Consider the following 16535-nt stretch of genomic DNA (forward strand, 5'->3'; position numbering starts at 1 on the left):
AGGATTCCCCATGCTGACCGAAGCCCATCGCCATGAACTGCCGCGCGCGCTGCAGGAAATCCTCAACCGCCAGCAAGCCGACGCGCCCGCCACGCTGCCGCGCCGCAGCTTCCTGAAGCTGGCCGGCGCAAGCGGCTTTGCGCTGGGCGCCTTTCCCACCCTGGGGCTGGCGCAGGCCGACGCCACTGCAGCCAAGCCGCTGGCGCCAACCCAGCAGCCTTCGGCCTTCGTCGAGATCGCCACCGACGGCGCGGTCACCGTGATCATCAACCGGCTCGATTTCGGCCAGGGCGTGCAGACCGCACTGCCGATGATCCTCGCCGAGGAACTCGATGCCGACTGGGCCAAGGTGAGCAGCCGCCACGGCAGCAACAACGGCGCCTATGTCGACCCGGTGATGGGCCTGCACCTGACCGGCGGCTCGAACTCGATCAAGAACAGCTTCACGCAATACCGCGAGCTCGGCGCCCGTGCCAGGGCCATGCTGGTGGCCGCGGCCGCGGCACGCTGGCAGCTGGACCCGGCCACATTGCGCACGGCCGCTGGCGAAGTGATCGCGCCGGACGGGCGCAAGCTGGGCTACGGCGAGCTGGCCCAGGTGGCCATGGCCCAGCCGGTGCCCGAAAAGGTGGTGCTGAAAGACCCGAAGAATTTCCGCCTGATCGGCCAGGCCACCACCCGGCTGGACGCCAAGGCCAAGAGCAGCGGCCATCAGGACTACGGCATTGACATGCACCTGCCCGGCCAGCTCACGGCCGTGGTGCAGCGCCCGCCGGTGTTCGGCGCCAAGATCGCCACGCTGGACGACAGCGCCGCACGCGCCATCAAGGGCGTGAAGGCAGTGCTGAGGGTGCCGCTGGACCGCGGCGCCGAGGGCGTGGCCATCGTCGCCGATGGTTACTGGCCGGCCAAGCAGGGCCGGGACGCCTTGAAGGTGACCTGGAACACCGACGGCGTGGAGAAGGTCGACAGCACCCGGCTGCTGGCGCAGTACCGCGAGCTGGCCAACCAACCCGGCCCGCATTTCTACGAAGCAGACATGGCGCCGCTGGCCGGTGCCGCCAGGAAGATCGAAGCCGAGTTCTCGTTCCCGTATCTCGCCCATGCGCCCATGGAGCCACTGAACTGCACCGTGCGCATCGGCGCAGACGGCGCCGAGCTGTGGGTGGGCAGCCAGATGCCCGGCCTGGACGGCATGAAGGCCGCCAGCGTGCTGGGCTTCAAGCCCGAGCAGATCAAGGTCAACGTGCAGATGGCCGGCGGTGGCTTCGGCCGGCGGGCGATTGCCACCAGCGACTACGTCTACGAGGCCTGCGTGATCGCCAAGGCCGCGCGCGGCGCGGGGCTGGACGCACCGGTGCGCACGCTGTGGAGCCGCGAAGACGACATCCGCGGTGGCTACTACCGGCCGGCGCAACTGCACCGGGCGCGCATCGGCCTGGATGCGCAGGGCAAGGTGCTGGCCTGGGACCATGTGATCGTCGGCCAGTCCATCGTCACCGGCACGCCGTTTGAAGCCTTCATGGTGAAGAACGGCATCGACAGCACTGGCGTGGAGGGCATGCGCGAACCCTACGACCTGCCGATGCGCCTCACCGCGCACCATCCCAAGGTCAACGTGCCCGTGCTCTGGTGGCGCAGCGTGGGCTCCACCCACACGGCCTTCGTGATGGAGACCCTGATCGACGAGATTGCCCGCGCGAACAAACAGGACCCTGTGGCCTACCGCATGCAGCAGTTTGGCGACAAGCACCCGCGCTACCGGGCCGCCTTGCAACTGGCCGTGGACAAGAGCGGCTACGGCAAGAAGAAGCTCGCCGCCGGCCGCGCCTGGGGCGTGGCGGTGCACGAGTCCTTCCAGACCGTGGTGGCCTATGTCGTCGAGGCTTCGGTCAAGGACGGTCAGCCGGTGCTGCACCGGGCCACGGCCGGCGTTCACTGCAACCTGGCGGTGAACCCGCGCACCGTCGAGACGCAAGTCCAGGGCGCAGCGCTGATGGGCCTGTCCATGTGCCTGCCCGGCGCGGCCATCACGCTGAAGGACGGCATGGTCGAGCAGAGCAACTTCGGCGACTACGTGGTCCCGCGCATCACCCAGATGCCCGAGATCGCCGTGCACATCGTGCCCAGCGCAGAGCCGCCCACCGGCATGGGCGAGCCGGGCCTGCCGCCGCTGGCCCCGGCCTTTGCCAATGCCGTGGCCAAGCTGACCGGCAAGCCGATTCGCGAACTGCCCTTCAAACTGGCCTGAGCCCTCCAGTGGAACCGCACAACACGACCGACGACCTCGACACGCTGGTGCTGCGCGGTGCGCTGCGCTGGCAGTCGGCCGGGCTGGCCGTGGTGCTGGTCACCGTGGCCAGAACCTGGGGTTCCTCACCACGGCCGCCGGGCTCGCTGATGGCCATCAACGCGCGCGGCGAGACCGTCGGCTCGGTGTCAGGCGGCTGCATCGAGGACGATCTGGTTCAGCGCATTCGCGAAGGTGGCGTGCAGGCCGCATGCGCCAGCGACGTGCCCGCCGTGCTGCGCTACGGCATCTCGGCCGACCAGGCCCACCGCTTCGGCCTGCCCTGCGGCGGCACCGTGGAGCTGGTGCTGGAGCCGGTCACCGCGCGCAGCCGACTGGCCGAGCTGCTGCAAGCCTGCGAGCAGCGCCGGGGCACCGAGCGCGTGCTGGACCTGCAGACCGGCGAGGTGACGCTGCGCGAGGGCCTGCGCGACAGCCTGCCCCGACTGGACGCACAGCAGCTCATCACCTGCTTCGGCCCACGCGCCCGGCTCATCCTGATCGGCGCGGGCGACCTGTCCCGCTACATGAGCCAGATCGCGCTGACCGTGGGCTTCGAGGTCATCGTGTGCGACCCGCGCGAGGAGCAGCGCGCCAGCTGGCACCTGAGTGGCATGACAAGCGGCGTGACCCTCAGCCACGAAATGCCGGACGACCTGGTGCTGCGCCTCAAGCCCGACGCCCGCACCGCCGTCGTCGCCCTGACCCACGACCCCAAGCTCGACGACCTGGCCCTGATCGACGCCCTGCAGTCCCAGGCCTTCTACGTCGGCGCCATCGGCTCTCGCCGCAACAGCGGCCAGCGCCGCGACCGCCTGCGCGAACACTTCGACCTGCCAGACACCGCTCTCGACAGCCTGCACGGCCCCGCCGGCCTCTACATCGGCAGCAAGACCCCCGCCGAAATCGCCCTGTCCATCATGGCCGAGGTGGTGGCCGCCAAGAACGGCGTGCTGCTGACCAAGGCGCCTGTCGATGTGCAAGCCGCAGCGGTGCCTGTGGCCGAGGGCAAGCTGCTGTGCCAGAACCATTCACAGGCAGATTGAGCTTCGGGCTTCGGCACTGGCACCCCGGCCGCCAAGAGACGCCTGGTTCACGACTTGGCACTCCGAACAGCTCATTCCCAGCTCACGCCTTCCCTGATGACTTTGGCGGGCACGCCCCCCACCAGTGCATTGGCGGGCACGTCTTTCGTTACCACCGCGCCTGCGGCGACCACAGCGCCATTTCCAATGCTCACGCCTTTCAATATGGTGGCGTTGATGCCTATCCATACATGGTCTCCGATGACGATCGGCGCACTGATTTCCTTGACGCCATCGATGGCGTGATTGTCGCTATCGCGAATGGTGACACCTTTGGATATCACCACCCCATTGCCAATGGTGATGGATGAAAAACAATCAATCGTCGATTTGTTGTTCACATAACCTTCGCCCAGGACAAGCGTGGCGCCTTCCGACACGGACAGGTGAAAGCCGGTATACAGCGCAAAACGCCCATTGACGATCAGCTTGGCATGCTTGGCAAGGTGAATTTCGGAAGCCAAGTACCTCAGTCCGCTCCATTTTGGTCCCAGACGCAGCACTCCTGTGCCAGAAATGGACGACGTGGAGGCGACGTGAATGTGGACATCTGGATAGATCCTGATGCAGCCAGCCTTCTTTCTAATGGACAGGAAGACGGTTTTCAAGATATTCAAACGGACCCAAAGTTTGAATGTGCGCACCAGATTTTTCATTCCGCCTCATTCGCTCGAAGGAACTCCCGACCACTCGCTCGCACGGATCAACCCCGTCCAGACGTGTAGCCACGATCTGGCCAACGGCAACCTGACGTTGCAGGCGCTGGCGGGAAGCATCAACCATGCCGCCGTCGAATGGTTGAGCCTACCCGGCATTGATGTTTGGGAATTGCAACCGCTGAACCCAAACGTGCGCAAAGCCAATGACGCAAGAAGTGAATCCCGTCATTTGCCCGTGATCAACCGCCGAGGGCGCCGGCGTTCTCGTTGGCAGGCTTCGCAAGCCATGCCATCGAATGGGCTGAAAGCCCGGCGAAACGTCCCGAAACGGGGATTCAGCCTTGTGCTTTCGGCTTGCGCCGCTGCTGCCAAGCCAGCAGTTCCCCCACGAACCCACGCCGGAAAGCCACGACGCAGACCACGAAGGTGGCGCCGATGATGACGGTGACCCAGGAGCCGACGCGGTCGGCGAGCATGTCTTGCAGGCCGATCACGGTGATGGCGCCGACGACCGGGCCAGCGAAGGTGCCCATGCCGCCGAGCAAGGTCATCAGGATGACTTCGCCGGAGAGGCTCCAGTGCACGTCGGACAGCGTGGCGAAGCCGAGCACCAGGGTCTTGAGCGAGCCGGCCAGGCCGGCCAGGGCGCTGGACAACACGAAGGCGAGCAGCTTGTAGCGGTCCACGTCGTAGCCCAGCGAAATGGCGCGGGGTTCGTTCTCGCGGATGGCCTTGAGCACCTGGCCGTAGGGCGAGTGCACCACGCGCAGCACGAACAGGAAGACGGCGATGAACACGGCCAGCACGAAGAAGTACATCACCAGGTCATTGCCCAGTGACAGGAAGCCCAGCAGCTTGCCTCGCGGCACGCCTTGCAGCCCGTCTTCGCCGCCGGTGAACGGCGCCTGCAGGCAGACGAAATAGACCATCTGCGCCATGGCCAGCGTGATCATCGCGAAGTAGATGCCTTGGCGGCGGATGGCGATCAGCCCGACCAGCAGGCCGATGCCGGCGCCCACCGCCATGCCGGCGAGGATGCCCAGCTCGGGTGGCCAGCCGGCACTGGTCACCAGCCAGCCGGTGGCATAGGCCGCGCTGCCCAGGTAGGCGGCATGGCCGAAGGACAGCAGGCCGGTGAAGCCCAGCAGCAGGTTGAAGGCGCAAGCGAAGATCGCGAAGCACATGGCCTTCATCATGAAGACCGGGTACAGGCCGATGAACGGCGCGATGGCCAGCAGCACGAGGCCCAGGCCCCAGGCCAGGCGCGCGGGCGTCCAGCGGGAGATCTCGTGAGAGAAGGTCCTGCTGCGGGTGGTGGGAATTTTGGCTTGCATCAGAGGCTGAGAGTTTTTCGGGCGTGCCAGAGCAGCGCGCCAGAAGGTTTCCGATCTAGGCGCAAAGCACAGCCATGGTTCAGGCCATGGCGAGCATTTGCAACGACGAGCGGGAGACTTATGGTGTGATGAGCGGGCATGTTCGAAAGACTCTCAGCCTCTTGGCTCACTTCTCTTTGCCGAACAGGCCGGCCGGGCGGATCATCAGCATGATGGCCATGATCACGAACACGACGATGTTCGAGGCCTCCGGATAGAACACCTTGGTCAGGCCTTCGACCAGGCCCAGCAGCAGCCCCGTGAGGATGGCACCCATGATGGAACCCATGCCGCCGATCACCACCACCGCGAAGACGACGATGATCAGGTTGCTGCCCATCAGCGGCGTGATCTGGATCACCGGCGCGGCCAGCACGCCGGCCACGGCCGCAAGGCCTGCGCCGGCCGCGTAGGTCAGCGCCACCATCATCGGCACGTTGACGCCGAAAGCCTGCACCAGCGCCGGGTTTTCGGTGCCGGCGCGCAGGTAGGCGCCGAGCCGGGTGCGCTCAATGATGAACCAGGTGCCCAGGCAGATGATGAGCGAGGCCAGCACCACGAAGGCGCGGTAGTTCGGAAGCACCATGAAGCCGAGGTTGGTCGCGCCGCGCAGCAATTCAGGTACCGCATATTGCTGGCCCGAAACGCCGAACTGGTCGCGGAATACGCCTTCGGCGATCAGCGCCAGGCCGAAGGTCAGCAGCAGGCCGTAGATCGGGTCGATCTTGTAGAGCCGCTTGAGCAGCGTGCGCTCGATCACCAGGCCGATCGCGCCGACGACGATGGGCGCCAGGATCAGCGCCCACCAGAAGCCGATCTGGAACTTCTCCATCAGCAGCCACGCCACGTACGCGCCCATCATGTAGAGCGCGCCGTGGGCGAAGTTGACGATGCCCAGCAGGCCGAAGATGACCGCCAGGCCCAGGCTGAGCACGGCATAGAACGAGCCGTTGACCAGCCCGAGCAGCAACTGCCCCAGAAAGGCCTGCAGGGGAACTCCAAAGATTTCCATCGACTTCTCGCGTGGCTCAGGCCGCGTTAACCAAGCGGGCGCCGCGGATCCGGCTCTGCCGGTCCGCTGGTGCCGCCCCCTTGAGGGGGAGCGGCGCAGCCGCTCGGGGGTGGGTCACTTCCACAGTGCGCACTTGGACTCGGCCTTGGTGGTGAACGCCTGATCGCCCTTGATGGTCTCGACCACGTTGTAGTAGTCCCAGGGTTCGACCGACTTGTCCGGCGTCTTGACCTGCATCAGGTACATGTCGTGCACCATGCGGCCGTCCGGGCGAATGGTGCCGCCCTTGGCGAAGACGTCGTTGATGGGGGTCTTGCGCAGCTGGGCCAGCACCTTGTCGCCGTCGTCCGAGCCGGTGGCCTTGACGGCGGCCAGGTAGTTGCTCGCGACTGAGTAGTCGGCCGCCTGCAGCGACGAGGGCATGCGCTTGATCTTCTCGAAGAACTTGCGGCTCCAGGCCCGCGTCTCGGCGTCCTTGTTCCAGTACCAGCTGTCGGTCAGGTACATGCCCTGGGTCATCTTCAGGCCCAGCGAGTGGATGTCGTTGATGAAGACCAGCAGGCCGGCCAGCTTCATCGTGCTGGTGACACCGAATTCGTTGGCGGCCTTGATCGCGTTGATGGTGTCGCCACCGGCATTCGCCAGGCCCAGGATCTGCGCCTTGCTGCCTTGCGCCTGCAGCAGGAAGGACGAGAAGTCGCTGGCTGACAGCGGGTGCTTGACCGAGCCGACGACCGAGCCGCCTGCGGCCTTCACGACGTTGCTGGTGTCGTTCTGCAGCGCGGCGCCAAAGGCGTAGTCGGCCGTCAGGAAGTACCAGCTCTTGCCGCCCGCGCGCACCACCGCGCCGCCGGTGCCCTTGGCCAGCGCCATCGTGTCGTAGGCCCAGTGCACGGTGTAGGGCGTGCACTGTTCATTGGTCAGCGCCGAGGTGCCGGCGCCCACCGCGATGAACGGCTTCTTCTTCTCGGCCGCCACCTTGGCCATGGCCAGGCTGGTGCCCGAGTTGGTGCCGCCGATCAACAGGTCCACGCCCTGCTGGTCGAACCACTCGCGGGCCTTGGCGCCGGCCACGTCGGCCTTGTTCTGGTGGTCGGCCACCAGCAGCTCGACCTTCTTGCCGGCCACCGCACCGCCGGCTTCAGCAATCGCCATGCGGATGGCCTCGGCGCCAGCGGGGCCGTCAATGTCGGAGTACAGGCCCGACATGTCGGTGATGAAGCCGATCTTGATCACATCGCCCGACACCTGGGCCTGCGCGGCGCCCAGTGCAAAGAGCGAAGCAGCTGCGGCAGTGATGGCTTTGATTTTCTTCATCTTGGTCTCCTGTAACTCCATGGGAACTGAATGCGTTCTTAGACGCCGAGGTATTCGTGCAGGCGTTCGAGGCGCGAGGGCAGTTCGGCCTGCGTGAAGGACTGGATCACCTGGCCGTGTTCCATGACCATGAAACGGTCGGCCAGCGGGGCGGCGAAGCGGAAGTTCTGCTCCACCATGACGATGGTGTAGCCCTGGCGGCGCAGCGAGGTGACCATCTCGGCCAGCTTCTGCACGATGACCGGTGCCAGGCCTTCGGAGATTTCGTCCAGCAGCAGCAGCTTGGCGCCGGTGCGCAGGATGCGCGCCACCGCCAGCATCTGCTGCTCTCCGCCCGACAGCCGCGTGCCCTGACTGCCGGCGCGCTCCTTCAGGTTCGGGAACATCTCGTAGATCTGCGGCACGCTCATGCCGCCCTCTGCCAAGGTGGGCGGCAGCACCAGGTTCTCTTCGGTCGACAGGCTGGAGAAGATGCCGCGCTCCTCCGGGCAATAGCCCACGCCCAGCCGCGCGATGCGGTGCGTGGCCATGCCCATGGTCTCGATGCCCTTGACCTTGATCGAGCCCTTGCGGCTGCCGATCAAACCCATGATGGCGCGCAGCGTGCTCGTGCGGCCGGCGCCATTGCGGCCCAGCAGCGTGACGACCTCGCCTTCATCGACGTGGAAGTCCACGCCATGCAGCACATGCGACTCACCGTACCAGCCTTGCAGGCCGCGGATTTCGAGGAAGGGCGTCTTGCTCATCTCAGTGCGCGCCCACGAGTTCGGTCTGGGTCGAGCCCATGTAGGCCTCGATCACCGCCGGATTCTTCGAGACGACCTCGTACGGCCCCTCGGCCAGCGTGGCGCCCCGCTGCAGCACCGTGATCGTGTCGGCAATGCTGGAGACCACGCTCATGTTGTGCTCGACCATCAGCACCGTGCGGTCCGCCGCAACCTTCTTGATCAGCGCGCGGATGCGGTCCACGTCTTCCAGACCCATGCCCTGCGTGGGCTCGTCCAGCAGCATCAGCTTGGGCGCCATGGCCAACGTGGTGGCAATCTCCAGCGCGCGCTTGCGGCCGTAGCTCAGCTCCACAGCCTCCAGCGCCGCAAAGCGCTCCAGGTCGACCTCGCGCAGCAGGTGCATCGCGCGGTCATTGAGGTCGGAAAGCGAGCTTTCGGAACGCCAGAAGTGGTACGAACTGGACAGCTGGCGCTGCAGCGCCACGCGCACGTTTTCCAGCACCGTGAGGTGTGGAAACACGGCCGATATCTGGAACGAACGGATCACGCCGCGGCGCGCGATGCGCACCGGGCTTTCCTTGGTGATGTCCTCGCCGTCGAACAGGATCGTGCCCGAAGTGGGCGCGAGGAACTTGGTCAAAAGGTTGAAGCAGGTGGTCTTGCCGGCGCCGTTCGGGCCGATCAATGCATGAATGCTGCCGCGACGAACCTTCAGGTCCACCTTGTTGACGGCGACAAAGCCTTTGAATTCTTTGGTGAGCTGGCGCGTTTCCAGAATGCAATCCACGGATGCCTCTCTCCTGCCGGTGCTTCTCTTATGGAGGGCCCCCGGGCCGGGCTGAGCCCAGCCCGCCCCCCGCGGGGGTCAAGGAAACTTGGGGCGGCCCGGCGTTTCCTTGCGAGGCCCGCAGGTTATGCAACTTGGATGCAAGTTGTAAGACGCGAGATTACGCAAGGGTTGCCCCGCATCGGGACAACCCGCGCGACCCGTTGGGTCAGTGATAGTCGTCTTCAAGCTGGTGCCGCACCGCCACCACCAACACGCTCGCGGCGTCCTCGATGTCGAACAGCACCACGTAGCCAGCGTGTGCGAACGAGATCACCAGCTCCCGCAAGAACGGGTCGCGGCCCGCCTTGCGGCAGGTGAACGGAGAGGATTTCAGCGTCTCAATGCCTGCCCTGATGGCCGACAGTGCCCGCTCGGCCAGTGCCAGGTCGCCACCCTCGCCTTCCAGCTCGCGCGCCAGTTCACGTTCGAGCACGAAATCGAACAGGCGCCCGAGGTCCGCCTCGGCCTCGCGCGTCAGGCGAACGGTGAAGGTCATGAGGGAACGCCGGGCCGTCCCAAGTTTTCTCGTCCCCCTTGCATGTTGTTCTGGGGCCTGACGCGAGGCGGCAGGTCTGGGGCACTCATTTGCCGGTCTTGGCTACCTTGGCCTTGGCGCGCGCCGCGTCGAGCTTGCGTTGCAGCCCCTCCAGCACCACATCGGCCGCGACGTAATCGCCGGTGCGGTGCGCTTCGTCGCGCGAGCGCAGGCCGCGGGCGATGAACTCGGACTGCAGGCGGCGGCGCTCCACGCTCGCGCGCAGCGCCGCTTCGACAAACTCGGTCAAGCTCTCGCCCTTTCCCAGCACCGCCTCGACTTCGGCTCGGAATTCGGGCTCGACACGGACGGAGGGAATGGTGGCGGTCTTCATGTCCCGCAATGTATCGCAAATGCGCGGCACGCCATAGGCTTCATGGACGCCGTCGCCTTTCCAGCCATTCGAACAAACCCATACCGCCCAACATCGCCAGCACGAACAGCGCCGCAGGCCCGCTGCCCGCGCCCAGCGCCACCAGCGCCGGCCCCGGGCACAGGCCCGCCAGGCCCCAGCCCACGCCGAACAGCAGGCTGCCCAGCACCAAGCGACGGTCGATCTGGCGCGCTTCTGGCAAGCGCATGGGCTCGCCCAGCAGGCTGGCCTGCTGCCCGGCCTGGCGGCGCTTGGCCCAGGCGAACGTGGGCAGGCCCACGGCGATGGCGCCGCCCATCACCAGCGCCAGCGAAGGGTCCCAGGCGCCCAGCAGGTCCAGGAAGCCCAGCACCTTGGCCGGCTGCACCATGCCGGAGACGATCAAGCCCAGGCCGAAGACCAGGCCCGATGCCAGTGCGGCCAACAGGATGCGGATGCGGTTCACAGCACACCGCCATGCCGCACCAGCGCGACGGTGACGAAGCCCGCGGCCATGAACACCAGCGTGGCCACCAGCGAGCGCCCCGAGAGCCGTGACAGCCCGCAGACGCCATGGCCACTGGTGCAGCCCGCACCGTAGCGCGTGCCCACGCCCACCAGCAAGCCGGCCACGATGAGCAGCCCGCTGGAGGCCTCGATCTTCAATGGCGGCATTGCCCCCGCCGCACGTACCAGCCAGGGCGCAAGCAACAACCCGATCAGGAAAGCCAGCCGCCAGCGGCTCTCTCCCGGCGACGGGCGCAAGAGCCCGCCGAGGATGCCGCTGATGCCGGCCACGCGGCCCAGCAGCAAGGCCATGGCCGCAGCGGCCAGGCCGATCAGGGCGCCACCGGCCAGCGCGGGCCAGGGCGTGAAGGAGGACCAGTCGATGTGCATGAGGCTTACTCCTTGGGACAGTAGAGGCGGTACATCACCGCCAGGATTTCCAGCAACCGCGCATCGGCCACCTGGTAATGGATGCGCTTGCCATCGCGCCGCGTGCTGACCACGCCTTCTGCGCGCAACACACCCAGCTGCTGCGACAGCGTGGGCTGGCGAATGCCCAGCCGCGCTTCGAGTTCACTCACGCTGCGCTCGCCCTGCGACAGCTCGCACAGCAGCAGCAGGCGGTCTTCATTGCCCAGCACCTTCAGGGCAGCCACGGCTTCGGCCGCGGCGCCTCGCAGGCGCTGGGGATCGATGCGGGACACGACAGACATCACGAACTCACCCGGGTTTGAGCCAGCGCAAACCCCTGCGCCGGTATTCATTATGTATTTGAATATATCATTTTTTTGTAAATTGTCATGGAGACACCGCATGTCCAAGTCCGCATCGCCCGTCGTGCAAGCCTTCTTCGATCCGGCCACGGCCACCGTCTCGTACGTGGTGCACGACCCGGCCACCCGCCGCGCCGCCGTGGTCGACCCGGTGCTGGACTTCGACGCCAAGTCCGGCCGCACCGGCACGCACTCGGCACAGGCACTGGTGGACTGGGTGCAGGCGCAGGCGCTGCAGGTGGACTGGATCCTGGAAACCCATGCGCATGCCGACCACCTCTCGGCCGCGCCCTGGGTGCGGGCACAGGTGGGCGGACGCATTGCCATCGGCGCGGCCATCCGCCGCGTGCAGGCCGCATTTGCGCCGCTGTTCAACCTGGGGCCGGACTTCCACCCGGACGGCCGCGACTTCGACCACCTGTTCGAGGACGACGAGGTTTTCGCAGTGGGCGAACTGACCGCCCGCGCGCTGGCCGTGCCGGGCCACACGCCGGCTGACATCGCCTTCCAGATCGGCGACGCGGTGTTCGTTGGCGACACCTTGTTCATGCCCGACGTGGGCACCGCGCGAGCCGACTTTCCCGGCGGTGATGCGACCCAGCTCTACCGCTCCATCCAGCGGCTGCTGGCCTTGCCGGCCGAGACCCGCCTGTTCGTCTGCCACGACTACCCGCCGGCCGGCCGCGAACCGCGCTGGCAGACCAACGTGGCCGAGCAGCGGGCGCACAACCTGCACGTGGGCGGCGGCCGCAGCGAGGCCGAGTTCGTCGCGCTGCGCCAGGCCCGGGACGCCACGCTGGAGGTGCCGGTGCTGATCCTGCCGTCACTGCAGGTCAACATCCGCGCCGGCCAACTGCCCGCACCGGCGGCCAACGGCCTGCGCTACCTGCAGCTGCCGCTGGACGCGTTGGGCGGCTGAAGCACCAGGGCCTCAATCCTTCGCCAGCGGCGCCAGGCTACGCAGCTCGGACTTACGGTACCAGCTCGCAATGCGCTCGCCGTCCCATTGCAGCGCAATGTGCGGCCCCTGGCGCACCGGCAGCGCCAGCGCCTTGGGGCGCAGCAGCGCCACGCAGCTGCCGCCTTCGAAGCGCACGCTGCGGTAGGCTAGGCCCCAGCTGCCTTCGGCGCGCAGCCGCCGCGCCAAGGCCTGCGAGGCGGTGTAGCTGTCGGGGTCGTGCACGGCACCAAAGGCCGCCGAACGCAGGTCGTGCAGCGGCTGCACCACGTCGGCCACGTAGCAGCGCAGGTCCAGCTCCACCGCCGGCTCCTGCGTCGCCTGCAAGAAGCGCGTGCGGTGGTGGCAGACCTCGGCAACCGCGGCGTCCAGCGAGTCGGCCGCGTAGTAGGCGCCCCAGCTGCCGTCGGAGAAGCGGCTGCCGCCCGGGTTCAGGTGGCAGAACGCGGCCATCACAGGCGTGCTGCCGTCGCCGCTCACCCGGTCTTCCGGCGCCACCAGCTGGATGTCGCCCACTTCCTGGCGCAGCCGCGGGTTAGTCAGCGCCTGCACCGCAAACACCGCGTCCAGTTCCTCGGGCCTGGCCACGCGGTCGAACAGGCTGACCGGCGGGAAGCGGCTGGGAATCAGCCGGTAGCAGGGGTTCCAGCCCAGCGCGGCCAGGACCGGATAGCCAGCCTCCATCACGAGAAGTCTCCGCCGCGTTGCGCGTCCAGGTACTGCGCCACCAGCATCAGGTCCCCCACCTGGCCGGCCAGCAGGCGCTGCAGCGCGGTGCCGCCGCCAAACAAGGGCGCGCTGTTGGGCTTCTTCAGCCAGGCCCGCGCGCGCTCGGGCACTGGCAGCAGGATTTCCAGCGCCGAGTAGATGCGCAGCAGGTAGCTCAGGCGCTCCAGCACCACCGCGTCCAACCCGGTCTTCACGCGGCCGGCCTTCCAGGCGAACAGCGTCGTTTTGCCCACGCCCAGCAGCACCTGCTCCTCGGCCGGGCTCAAGCCCCATTCGGCCGAGATGCGGAAGAACACCGCCAGCACCGCGGCCGCGGTGGCGGGTGAATCGACGGCCGGCAAGGCGGACGGGGATTCGGCGAGCGAGACGGCGTTGGGTTTGGCAGGCATGGCGCTCAGGGGCAACAGCAATGGGCGCAGCTTAGTTCAAAATAGAACCATTATGCAAATATGGTTCATTTGTGAACCGACGCAGATGCACCCGCCAGCAGCGCCAGCGCTTGTTCCTGCCAATACCCCGCCGCGGCGTAGAAGCCTTCCCACACGCAGCCATTGCAGCCGCGGCCGCAGCAGGTCTGCGGCTCGGCCGGCGGTGCGCGCAGCGCCAGGCCGCGCGCCGCCAGCGCCTGCTGCAGCTGAGCAAAGACTTGCGCCGTGCGCTCACGCTCGACCAGCGGCGCGGCCAGCTCGGCCGCACTGAGCGGCGGCAGCGTCACAGCTTCGCGGCCGGCGGCGGCTGGTCCACGCGCAGCACCGGGTACAGGCCGTAACGCTCGTCCCAACTGCTGTGGCGGCGGTAGAAGAAGTCCAGCCGGGCCTGCGGGCTGGCGGCAAAGGCCGGGTCGTTGGCCAGCTTCTGCTGGAAGGCCTGGGCCAGCGCCGGGTCCGCCGCGAGTTGCGCGCGGGCGACCTCCTCGGCCACATAGGGCTCCATGTATTCCTTGTGCTCGAAGGCGTTGTTGAACACGCCCCAGCCCAGCAGCCCGTCCGGCGCCTGCGGTTCCAGCAGCGCGATGGCCAGCCGCGCGGCAGGCTGCGCAATGGGCACGAACAGCGAGCCCGGCGGCAGGCTGCGCGCCTCGCTGCGCCAGGCGCCCGGCGCACTCAGCCGCTGGCGGCCTTCGCTGGAGGTGGCCTCGAACTTCGGCTGCTCGCTGCGCCAGGTGCTGGTGGGCGCTTCGGCCCAGCCGGCAGGCAGGCGCTGGTAACGCACGCCATGCAGGTCCAGCCAACGCGCCACCGTGGCCGCCCAGGCGGCCGGCACCAGGTAGCCCGCGCCAGGTGCATTGACCACGGTTTTTGGCAACACCTCGTCGTACAGCGGCAGCTGCCAGACCTCGGGCTTGTTCTCGTCGTAGCGCGTCATCAGCGCACCGCTGATGTCCGACGGCGTGCGCGTGTAGGCATAGCCGCGGAACGGCACGATGCGCGCCTTGTCGGTGGCCGCGTAGTCCAGGGGCACAGGCTGGCCGGCGAGCTTCGCCGCCCGTTCGTCCGCCTCGTGCGCGATCTTCAACCAGGCCTGACCATGCTCGGCGATGCGGGCCAGCACCGATACGATGGTGTTGCGCGTCACCCGCACCCGCGTCGGGTAGTCCTTCCACGAATGGGTCTCGACCAGCATCGCCAGCCGGTTGCGCAGCAGGAAATAGCCAGTGGAAAACCGCGGTGGCGAGACGCTGTCGCGCACGCCGGAGGCCGGGTCGTCCTCCACCTCGAAGCTGGGATAAAACGGTAGCAGCAGCGAGCCCTGCTGCGCCAGGTCGGCGATCACGCCGTCGCGCCAGGCGCGGCCCACGCTGCGCAGCGCTTGGTCGCCGGCGTTGACCGGCTCGACCATCACCGCCACGTCGTGCTCGAACTTCGCGCCGTCGGTCACGTGCAGGTCCACCGTGGCCAGCGGGTCCCAGTCGCGCACCAGGCCCAGCATGGCCTGCATCTCCGGCGCGTCGGCCTTCAGGTAGTCGCGGTTCAGGTTGTGGTTCTGGCCGGTGGTGCGCCAGCCCATTTCCTCCGGGCCGCGCTGGTTGGGTCGGTTCCAGGCGCCGAAGCGCTCGTGGCCATCGATGTTGAAGACCGGCACGAACAGCCACACCGCATGCTTCAACGCGCCCGGCGCGGCCTGCCCGGCCAGCACCTCGCGCAGCACCTGGAAGCCGGCGTCCTTGCCGTCGATCTCGCCGGCATGGATGCCGCTCTGGATCAGCACCACCGGCAGCCCGCGCTGGCGCGCTGCCTCGGGCGTCAGCGCACCGCTTTGCGAGATGGCCAGCGCCAGCATCGGCCGGCCTTCGGGCGTCTGGCCGAAGCGGATGCAGCGTACCGCCTTGGGCTGCGCCTGCTGCCAGGCCGCGCACAGGCGCTCGACCTCTTCGTAGCGCCCGGTGCGCAGGTAGCCGCTCTGCTCGGCCAGCGTGGGCTTGGGCCAGCTGGTTGCTGCGCCAGCCGGCAACACGGCCGCCACCAGCCCGGCTGCCGCGGCCAGGCGGTGCAGGGAACAAAAGGGCAGGAAGCGCCAGGGAAACGAACGGGGCATGGGAGGCAACGGGAAGTGGCGACGCGCCAGATTGTTGACCAGGGACAGCCAGCGCTGCGCAAAGCCACGGCCGCGCCGTTTTGCTCTGGTACGCTTTTGGTGGCACCCCCATGCACAGCGGCGCACCCACAGCCCGCGCGAGGAGACCGACCCGATGTTCCTGACCCGCAGACGCCTGACCCTGGGCGCCGCTGCCTGCCTGGGCACCGGCCTGAGCGCCCTCGCCGGCTGCGCAGGCGACCCGCCCAAGCCAGCAGCCACCCCGGCACCGCCGCCCGACAGCGGCACCAGCGTCGTGCGCTACACCGAGACCATCTCTTCACTGCTGATCTCGCAGGACCGCAAGAACATCGTCGTCATCGGCAGCGGCTACCACTACATCTTCGACGCACCGCCCGGCCTGCTGGCCCTGCTCGCCTCGCCGTTGCATGCGCGCAGCAAGGGCATTCTGTCCAGCTTCCGGGTCGACGCCAAGGGCAAGATCCGCGGCCACTACACACTACAGATCGACAACCTGATCACCCCCGCCGAGCAGGACGCCGCGCGCAGCATGGGCTTCATTCGCGGCGCAGACCCGGCCAACCCCGAAGCCCATGTGCTGCGCGGCGAACTGGTCGGCCAGCGCTACCTGCAAAGCACGCTGGTCAGCGCCCGCGCCACCGAGAAGCTGAACCAGCGCTACGTGATCGAGGTGACGGCCGAACAGTCCACCGGCGACCGCGTGGCCGGCGCGCTGTCCACCCCGGTCACCGTGGCGACCGATGGCGTGCTGCTGCTCTACACCATCGTGCTGTCGCCCATCGTCGTGCCGCTGGTGGTGTTGACGCGCGAAAAGAAGAACTGACGGCCTTGT

The 16535-nt window shown here is 67.4% G+C and carries 19 protein-coding genes; 4 read left to right on the forward strand and 15 right to left on the reverse strand.

The annotated features are described in order from the left end of the window. Positions 1-10 precede the first annotated feature (10 nt). Both AC3WR5_RS24940 and AC3WR5_RS24945 read left to right on the forward strand, forming a co-directional pair. The gene (locus tag AC3WR5_RS24940) at positions 11-2251 is read left to right on the forward strand and encodes a xanthine dehydrogenase family protein molybdopterin-binding subunit (RefSeq protein ID WP_492487950.1); all 2241 of its coding nucleotides are present in this window, start codon (positions 11-13) and stop codon (positions 2249-2251) included. A gap of 8 nt (positions 2252-2259) precedes the next feature. After that, positions 2260-3336, forward strand: coding sequence for an XdhC family protein (locus AC3WR5_RS24945; RefSeq protein WP_492487952.1), 1077 nt, complete (start codon positions 2260-2262; stop codon positions 3334-3336). A gap of 71 nt (positions 3337-3407) precedes the next feature. Here the strand turns inward: AC3WR5_RS24945 and AC3WR5_RS24950 are convergent, their stop codons facing one another. From AC3WR5_RS24950 to AC3WR5_RS25000, 11 genes are all read right to left on the reverse strand, one after another. Further along, a complete protein-coding gene (locus AC3WR5_RS24950) occupies positions 3408-4031 on the reverse strand; it encodes an acyltransferase (protein WP_492487954.1) in 624 nt (207 codons plus the stop codon). 338 nt (positions 4032-4369) lie between these two features. Continuing rightward, on the reverse strand, positions 4370-5368 hold the full coding sequence (locus tag AC3WR5_RS24955; RefSeq protein WP_492487956.1) for a branched-chain amino acid ABC transporter permease: 999 nt from the start codon (positions 5366-5368) through the stop codon (positions 4370-4372). 166 nt (positions 5369-5534) lie between these two features. Further along, positions 5535-6419, reverse strand: a complete 885-nt coding sequence (locus tag AC3WR5_RS24960; protein ID WP_141287333.1) for a branched-chain amino acid ABC transporter permease — start codon at positions 6417-6419, stop codon at positions 5535-5537. A 114-nt stretch (positions 6420-6533) separates the two neighbouring features. Continuing rightward, positions 6534-7736, reverse strand: a complete 1203-nt coding sequence (locus AC3WR5_RS24965; RefSeq protein WP_492487958.1) for an ABC transporter substrate-binding protein — start codon at positions 7734-7736, stop codon at positions 6534-6536. Positions 7737-7774: 38 nt separating this feature from the next. Continuing rightward, positions 7775-8482, reverse strand: coding sequence for an ABC transporter ATP-binding protein (locus tag AC3WR5_RS24970; protein ID WP_492487960.1), 708 nt, complete (start codon positions 8480-8482; stop codon positions 7775-7777). A gap of 1 nt (position 8483) precedes the next feature. Further along, the gene (locus tag AC3WR5_RS24975) at positions 8484-9251 is read right to left on the reverse strand and encodes an ABC transporter ATP-binding protein (RefSeq protein ID WP_492487962.1); all 768 of its coding nucleotides are present in this window, start codon (positions 9249-9251) and stop codon (positions 8484-8486) included. 208 nt (positions 9252-9459) lie between these two features. Next, entirely contained in the window at positions 9460-9789 is a 330-nt protein-coding gene (locus AC3WR5_RS24980; protein WP_492487964.1) for a type II toxin-antitoxin system RelE/ParE family toxin, read from the reverse strand. Positions 9790-9874: 85 nt separating this feature from the next. Beyond that, entirely contained in the window at positions 9875-10162 is a 288-nt protein-coding gene (locus AC3WR5_RS24985) for a YlcI/YnfO family protein (protein ID WP_141287338.1), read from the reverse strand. Between the two features lie 40 nt (positions 10163-10202). Further along, on the reverse strand, positions 10203-10646 hold the full coding sequence (locus tag AC3WR5_RS24990; RefSeq protein ID WP_375142187.1) for a DUF6691 family protein: 444 nt from the start codon (positions 10644-10646) through the stop codon (positions 10203-10205). Next, a complete protein-coding gene (locus tag AC3WR5_RS24995; RefSeq protein ID WP_141291714.1) occupies positions 10643-11077 on the reverse strand; it encodes a YeeE/YedE family protein in 435 nt (144 codons plus the stop codon). The genes AC3WR5_RS24990 and AC3WR5_RS24995 overlap by 4 nt, the downstream gene beginning before the upstream one ends. Before the next feature lie 5 nt (positions 11078-11082). Continuing rightward, a complete protein-coding gene (locus tag AC3WR5_RS25000) occupies positions 11083-11400 on the reverse strand; it encodes an ArsR/SmtB family transcription factor (protein WP_141291711.1) in 318 nt (105 codons plus the stop codon). Between the two features lie 100 nt (positions 11401-11500). Here AC3WR5_RS25000 and AC3WR5_RS25005 point away from each other — a divergent pair, with 100 nt between their 5' ends. Next, entirely contained in the window at positions 11501-12379 is an 879-nt protein-coding gene (locus AC3WR5_RS25005; RefSeq protein WP_231012837.1) for an MBL fold metallo-hydrolase, read from the forward strand. 12 nt (positions 12380-12391) lie between these two features. Here the strand turns inward: AC3WR5_RS25005 and AC3WR5_RS25010 are convergent, their stop codons facing one another. From AC3WR5_RS25010 to AC3WR5_RS25025, 4 genes are all read right to left on the reverse strand, one after another. Beyond that, on the reverse strand, positions 12392-13102 hold the full coding sequence (locus tag AC3WR5_RS25010; RefSeq protein WP_492487968.1) for an RES family NAD+ phosphorylase: 711 nt from the start codon (positions 13100-13102) through the stop codon (positions 12392-12394). After that, positions 13102-13536: an MbcA/ParS/Xre antitoxin family protein gene (locus AC3WR5_RS25015; RefSeq protein ID WP_231012839.1), complete on the reverse strand. Its 435-nt coding sequence runs from the start codon at positions 13534-13536 to the stop codon at positions 13102-13104. The genes AC3WR5_RS25010 and AC3WR5_RS25015 overlap by 1 nt, the downstream gene beginning before the upstream one ends. 65 nt (positions 13537-13601) lie before the next feature. Continuing rightward, positions 13602-13862, reverse strand: a complete 261-nt coding sequence (locus AC3WR5_RS25020) for an oxidoreductase-like domain-containing protein (RefSeq protein WP_375142188.1) — start codon at positions 13860-13862, stop codon at positions 13602-13604. After that, positions 13859-15682: a M14 family metallopeptidase gene (locus AC3WR5_RS25025; protein ID WP_492487971.1), complete on the reverse strand. Its 1824-nt coding sequence runs from the start codon at positions 15680-15682 to the stop codon at positions 13859-13861. The genes AC3WR5_RS25020 and AC3WR5_RS25025 overlap by 4 nt, the downstream gene beginning before the upstream one ends. 154 nt (positions 15683-15836) lie before the next feature. On the opposite strand from AC3WR5_RS25025, the gene AC3WR5_RS25030 reads away from it, so the two are divergent. Further along, a complete protein-coding gene (locus AC3WR5_RS25030; RefSeq protein WP_492487973.1) occupies positions 15837-16526 on the forward strand; it encodes a hypothetical protein in 690 nt (229 codons plus the stop codon). Positions 16527-16535: the final 9 nt, after the last annotated feature.

The organism is Ideonella sp. FW305-24 (genome assembly GCF_058788035.1).

What these genes read in the sequence shown, in the direction of transcription:
- AC3WR5_RS25015 (WP_231012839.1), bottom strand. Translation starts at nt 13,536, where the DNA reads ATGCCTGCCAAACCCAACGCCGTCTCGCTCGCCGAATCCCCGTCCGCC.
- AC3WR5_RS24940 (WP_492487950.1), top strand. Translation starts at nt 11, where the DNA reads ATGCTGACCGAAGCCCATCGCCATGAACTGCCGCGCGCGCTGCAGGAA.
- AC3WR5_RS25000 (WP_141291711.1), bottom strand. Translation starts at nt 11,400, where the DNA reads ATGTCTGTCGTGTCCCGCATCGATCCCCAGCGCCTGCGAGGCGCCGCG.
- AC3WR5_RS24980 (WP_492487964.1), bottom strand. Translation starts at nt 9,789, where the DNA reads ATGACCTTCACCGTTCGCCTGACGCGCGAGGCCGAGGCGGACCTCGGG.
- AC3WR5_RS24960 (WP_141287333.1), bottom strand. Translation starts at nt 6,419, where the DNA reads ATGGAAATCTTTGGAGTTCCCCTGCAGGCCTTTCTGGGGCAGTTGCTG.
- AC3WR5_RS24955 (WP_492487956.1), bottom strand. Translation starts at nt 5,368, where the DNA reads ATGCAAGCCAAAATTCCCACCACCCGCAGCAGGACCTTCTCTCACGAG.
- AC3WR5_RS24950 (WP_492487954.1), bottom strand. Translation starts at nt 4,031, where the DNA reads ATGAAAAATCTGGTGCGCACATTCAAACTTTGGGTCCGTTTGAATATC.
- AC3WR5_RS25025 (WP_492487971.1), bottom strand. Translation starts at nt 15,682, where the DNA reads ATGCCCCGTTCGTTTCCCTGGCGCTTCCTGCCCTTTTGTTCCCTGCAC.
- AC3WR5_RS25010 (WP_492487968.1), bottom strand. Translation starts at nt 13,102, where the DNA reads ATGGAGGCTGGCTATCCGGTCCTGGCCGCGCTGGGCTGGAACCCCTGC.
- AC3WR5_RS25030 (WP_492487973.1), top strand. Translation starts at nt 15,837, where the DNA reads ATGTTCCTGACCCGCAGACGCCTGACCCTGGGCGCCGCTGCCTGCCTG.
- AC3WR5_RS24965 (WP_492487958.1), bottom strand. Translation starts at nt 7,736, where the DNA reads ATGAAGAAAATCAAAGCCATCACTGCCGCAGCTGCTTCGCTCTTTGCA.
- AC3WR5_RS24970 (WP_492487960.1), bottom strand. Translation starts at nt 8,482, where the DNA reads ATGAGCAAGACGCCCTTCCTCGAAATCCGCGGCCTGCAAGGCTGGTAC.
- AC3WR5_RS25005 (WP_231012837.1), top strand. Translation starts at nt 11,501, where the DNA reads ATGTCCAAGTCCGCATCGCCCGTCGTGCAAGCCTTCTTCGATCCGGCC.
- AC3WR5_RS24995 (WP_141291714.1), bottom strand. Translation starts at nt 11,077, where the DNA reads ATGCACATCGACTGGTCCTCCTTCACGCCCTGGCCCGCGCTGGCCGGT.
- AC3WR5_RS24985 (WP_141287338.1), bottom strand. Translation starts at nt 10,162, where the DNA reads ATGAAGACCGCCACCATTCCCTCCGTCCGTGTCGAGCCCGAATTCCGA.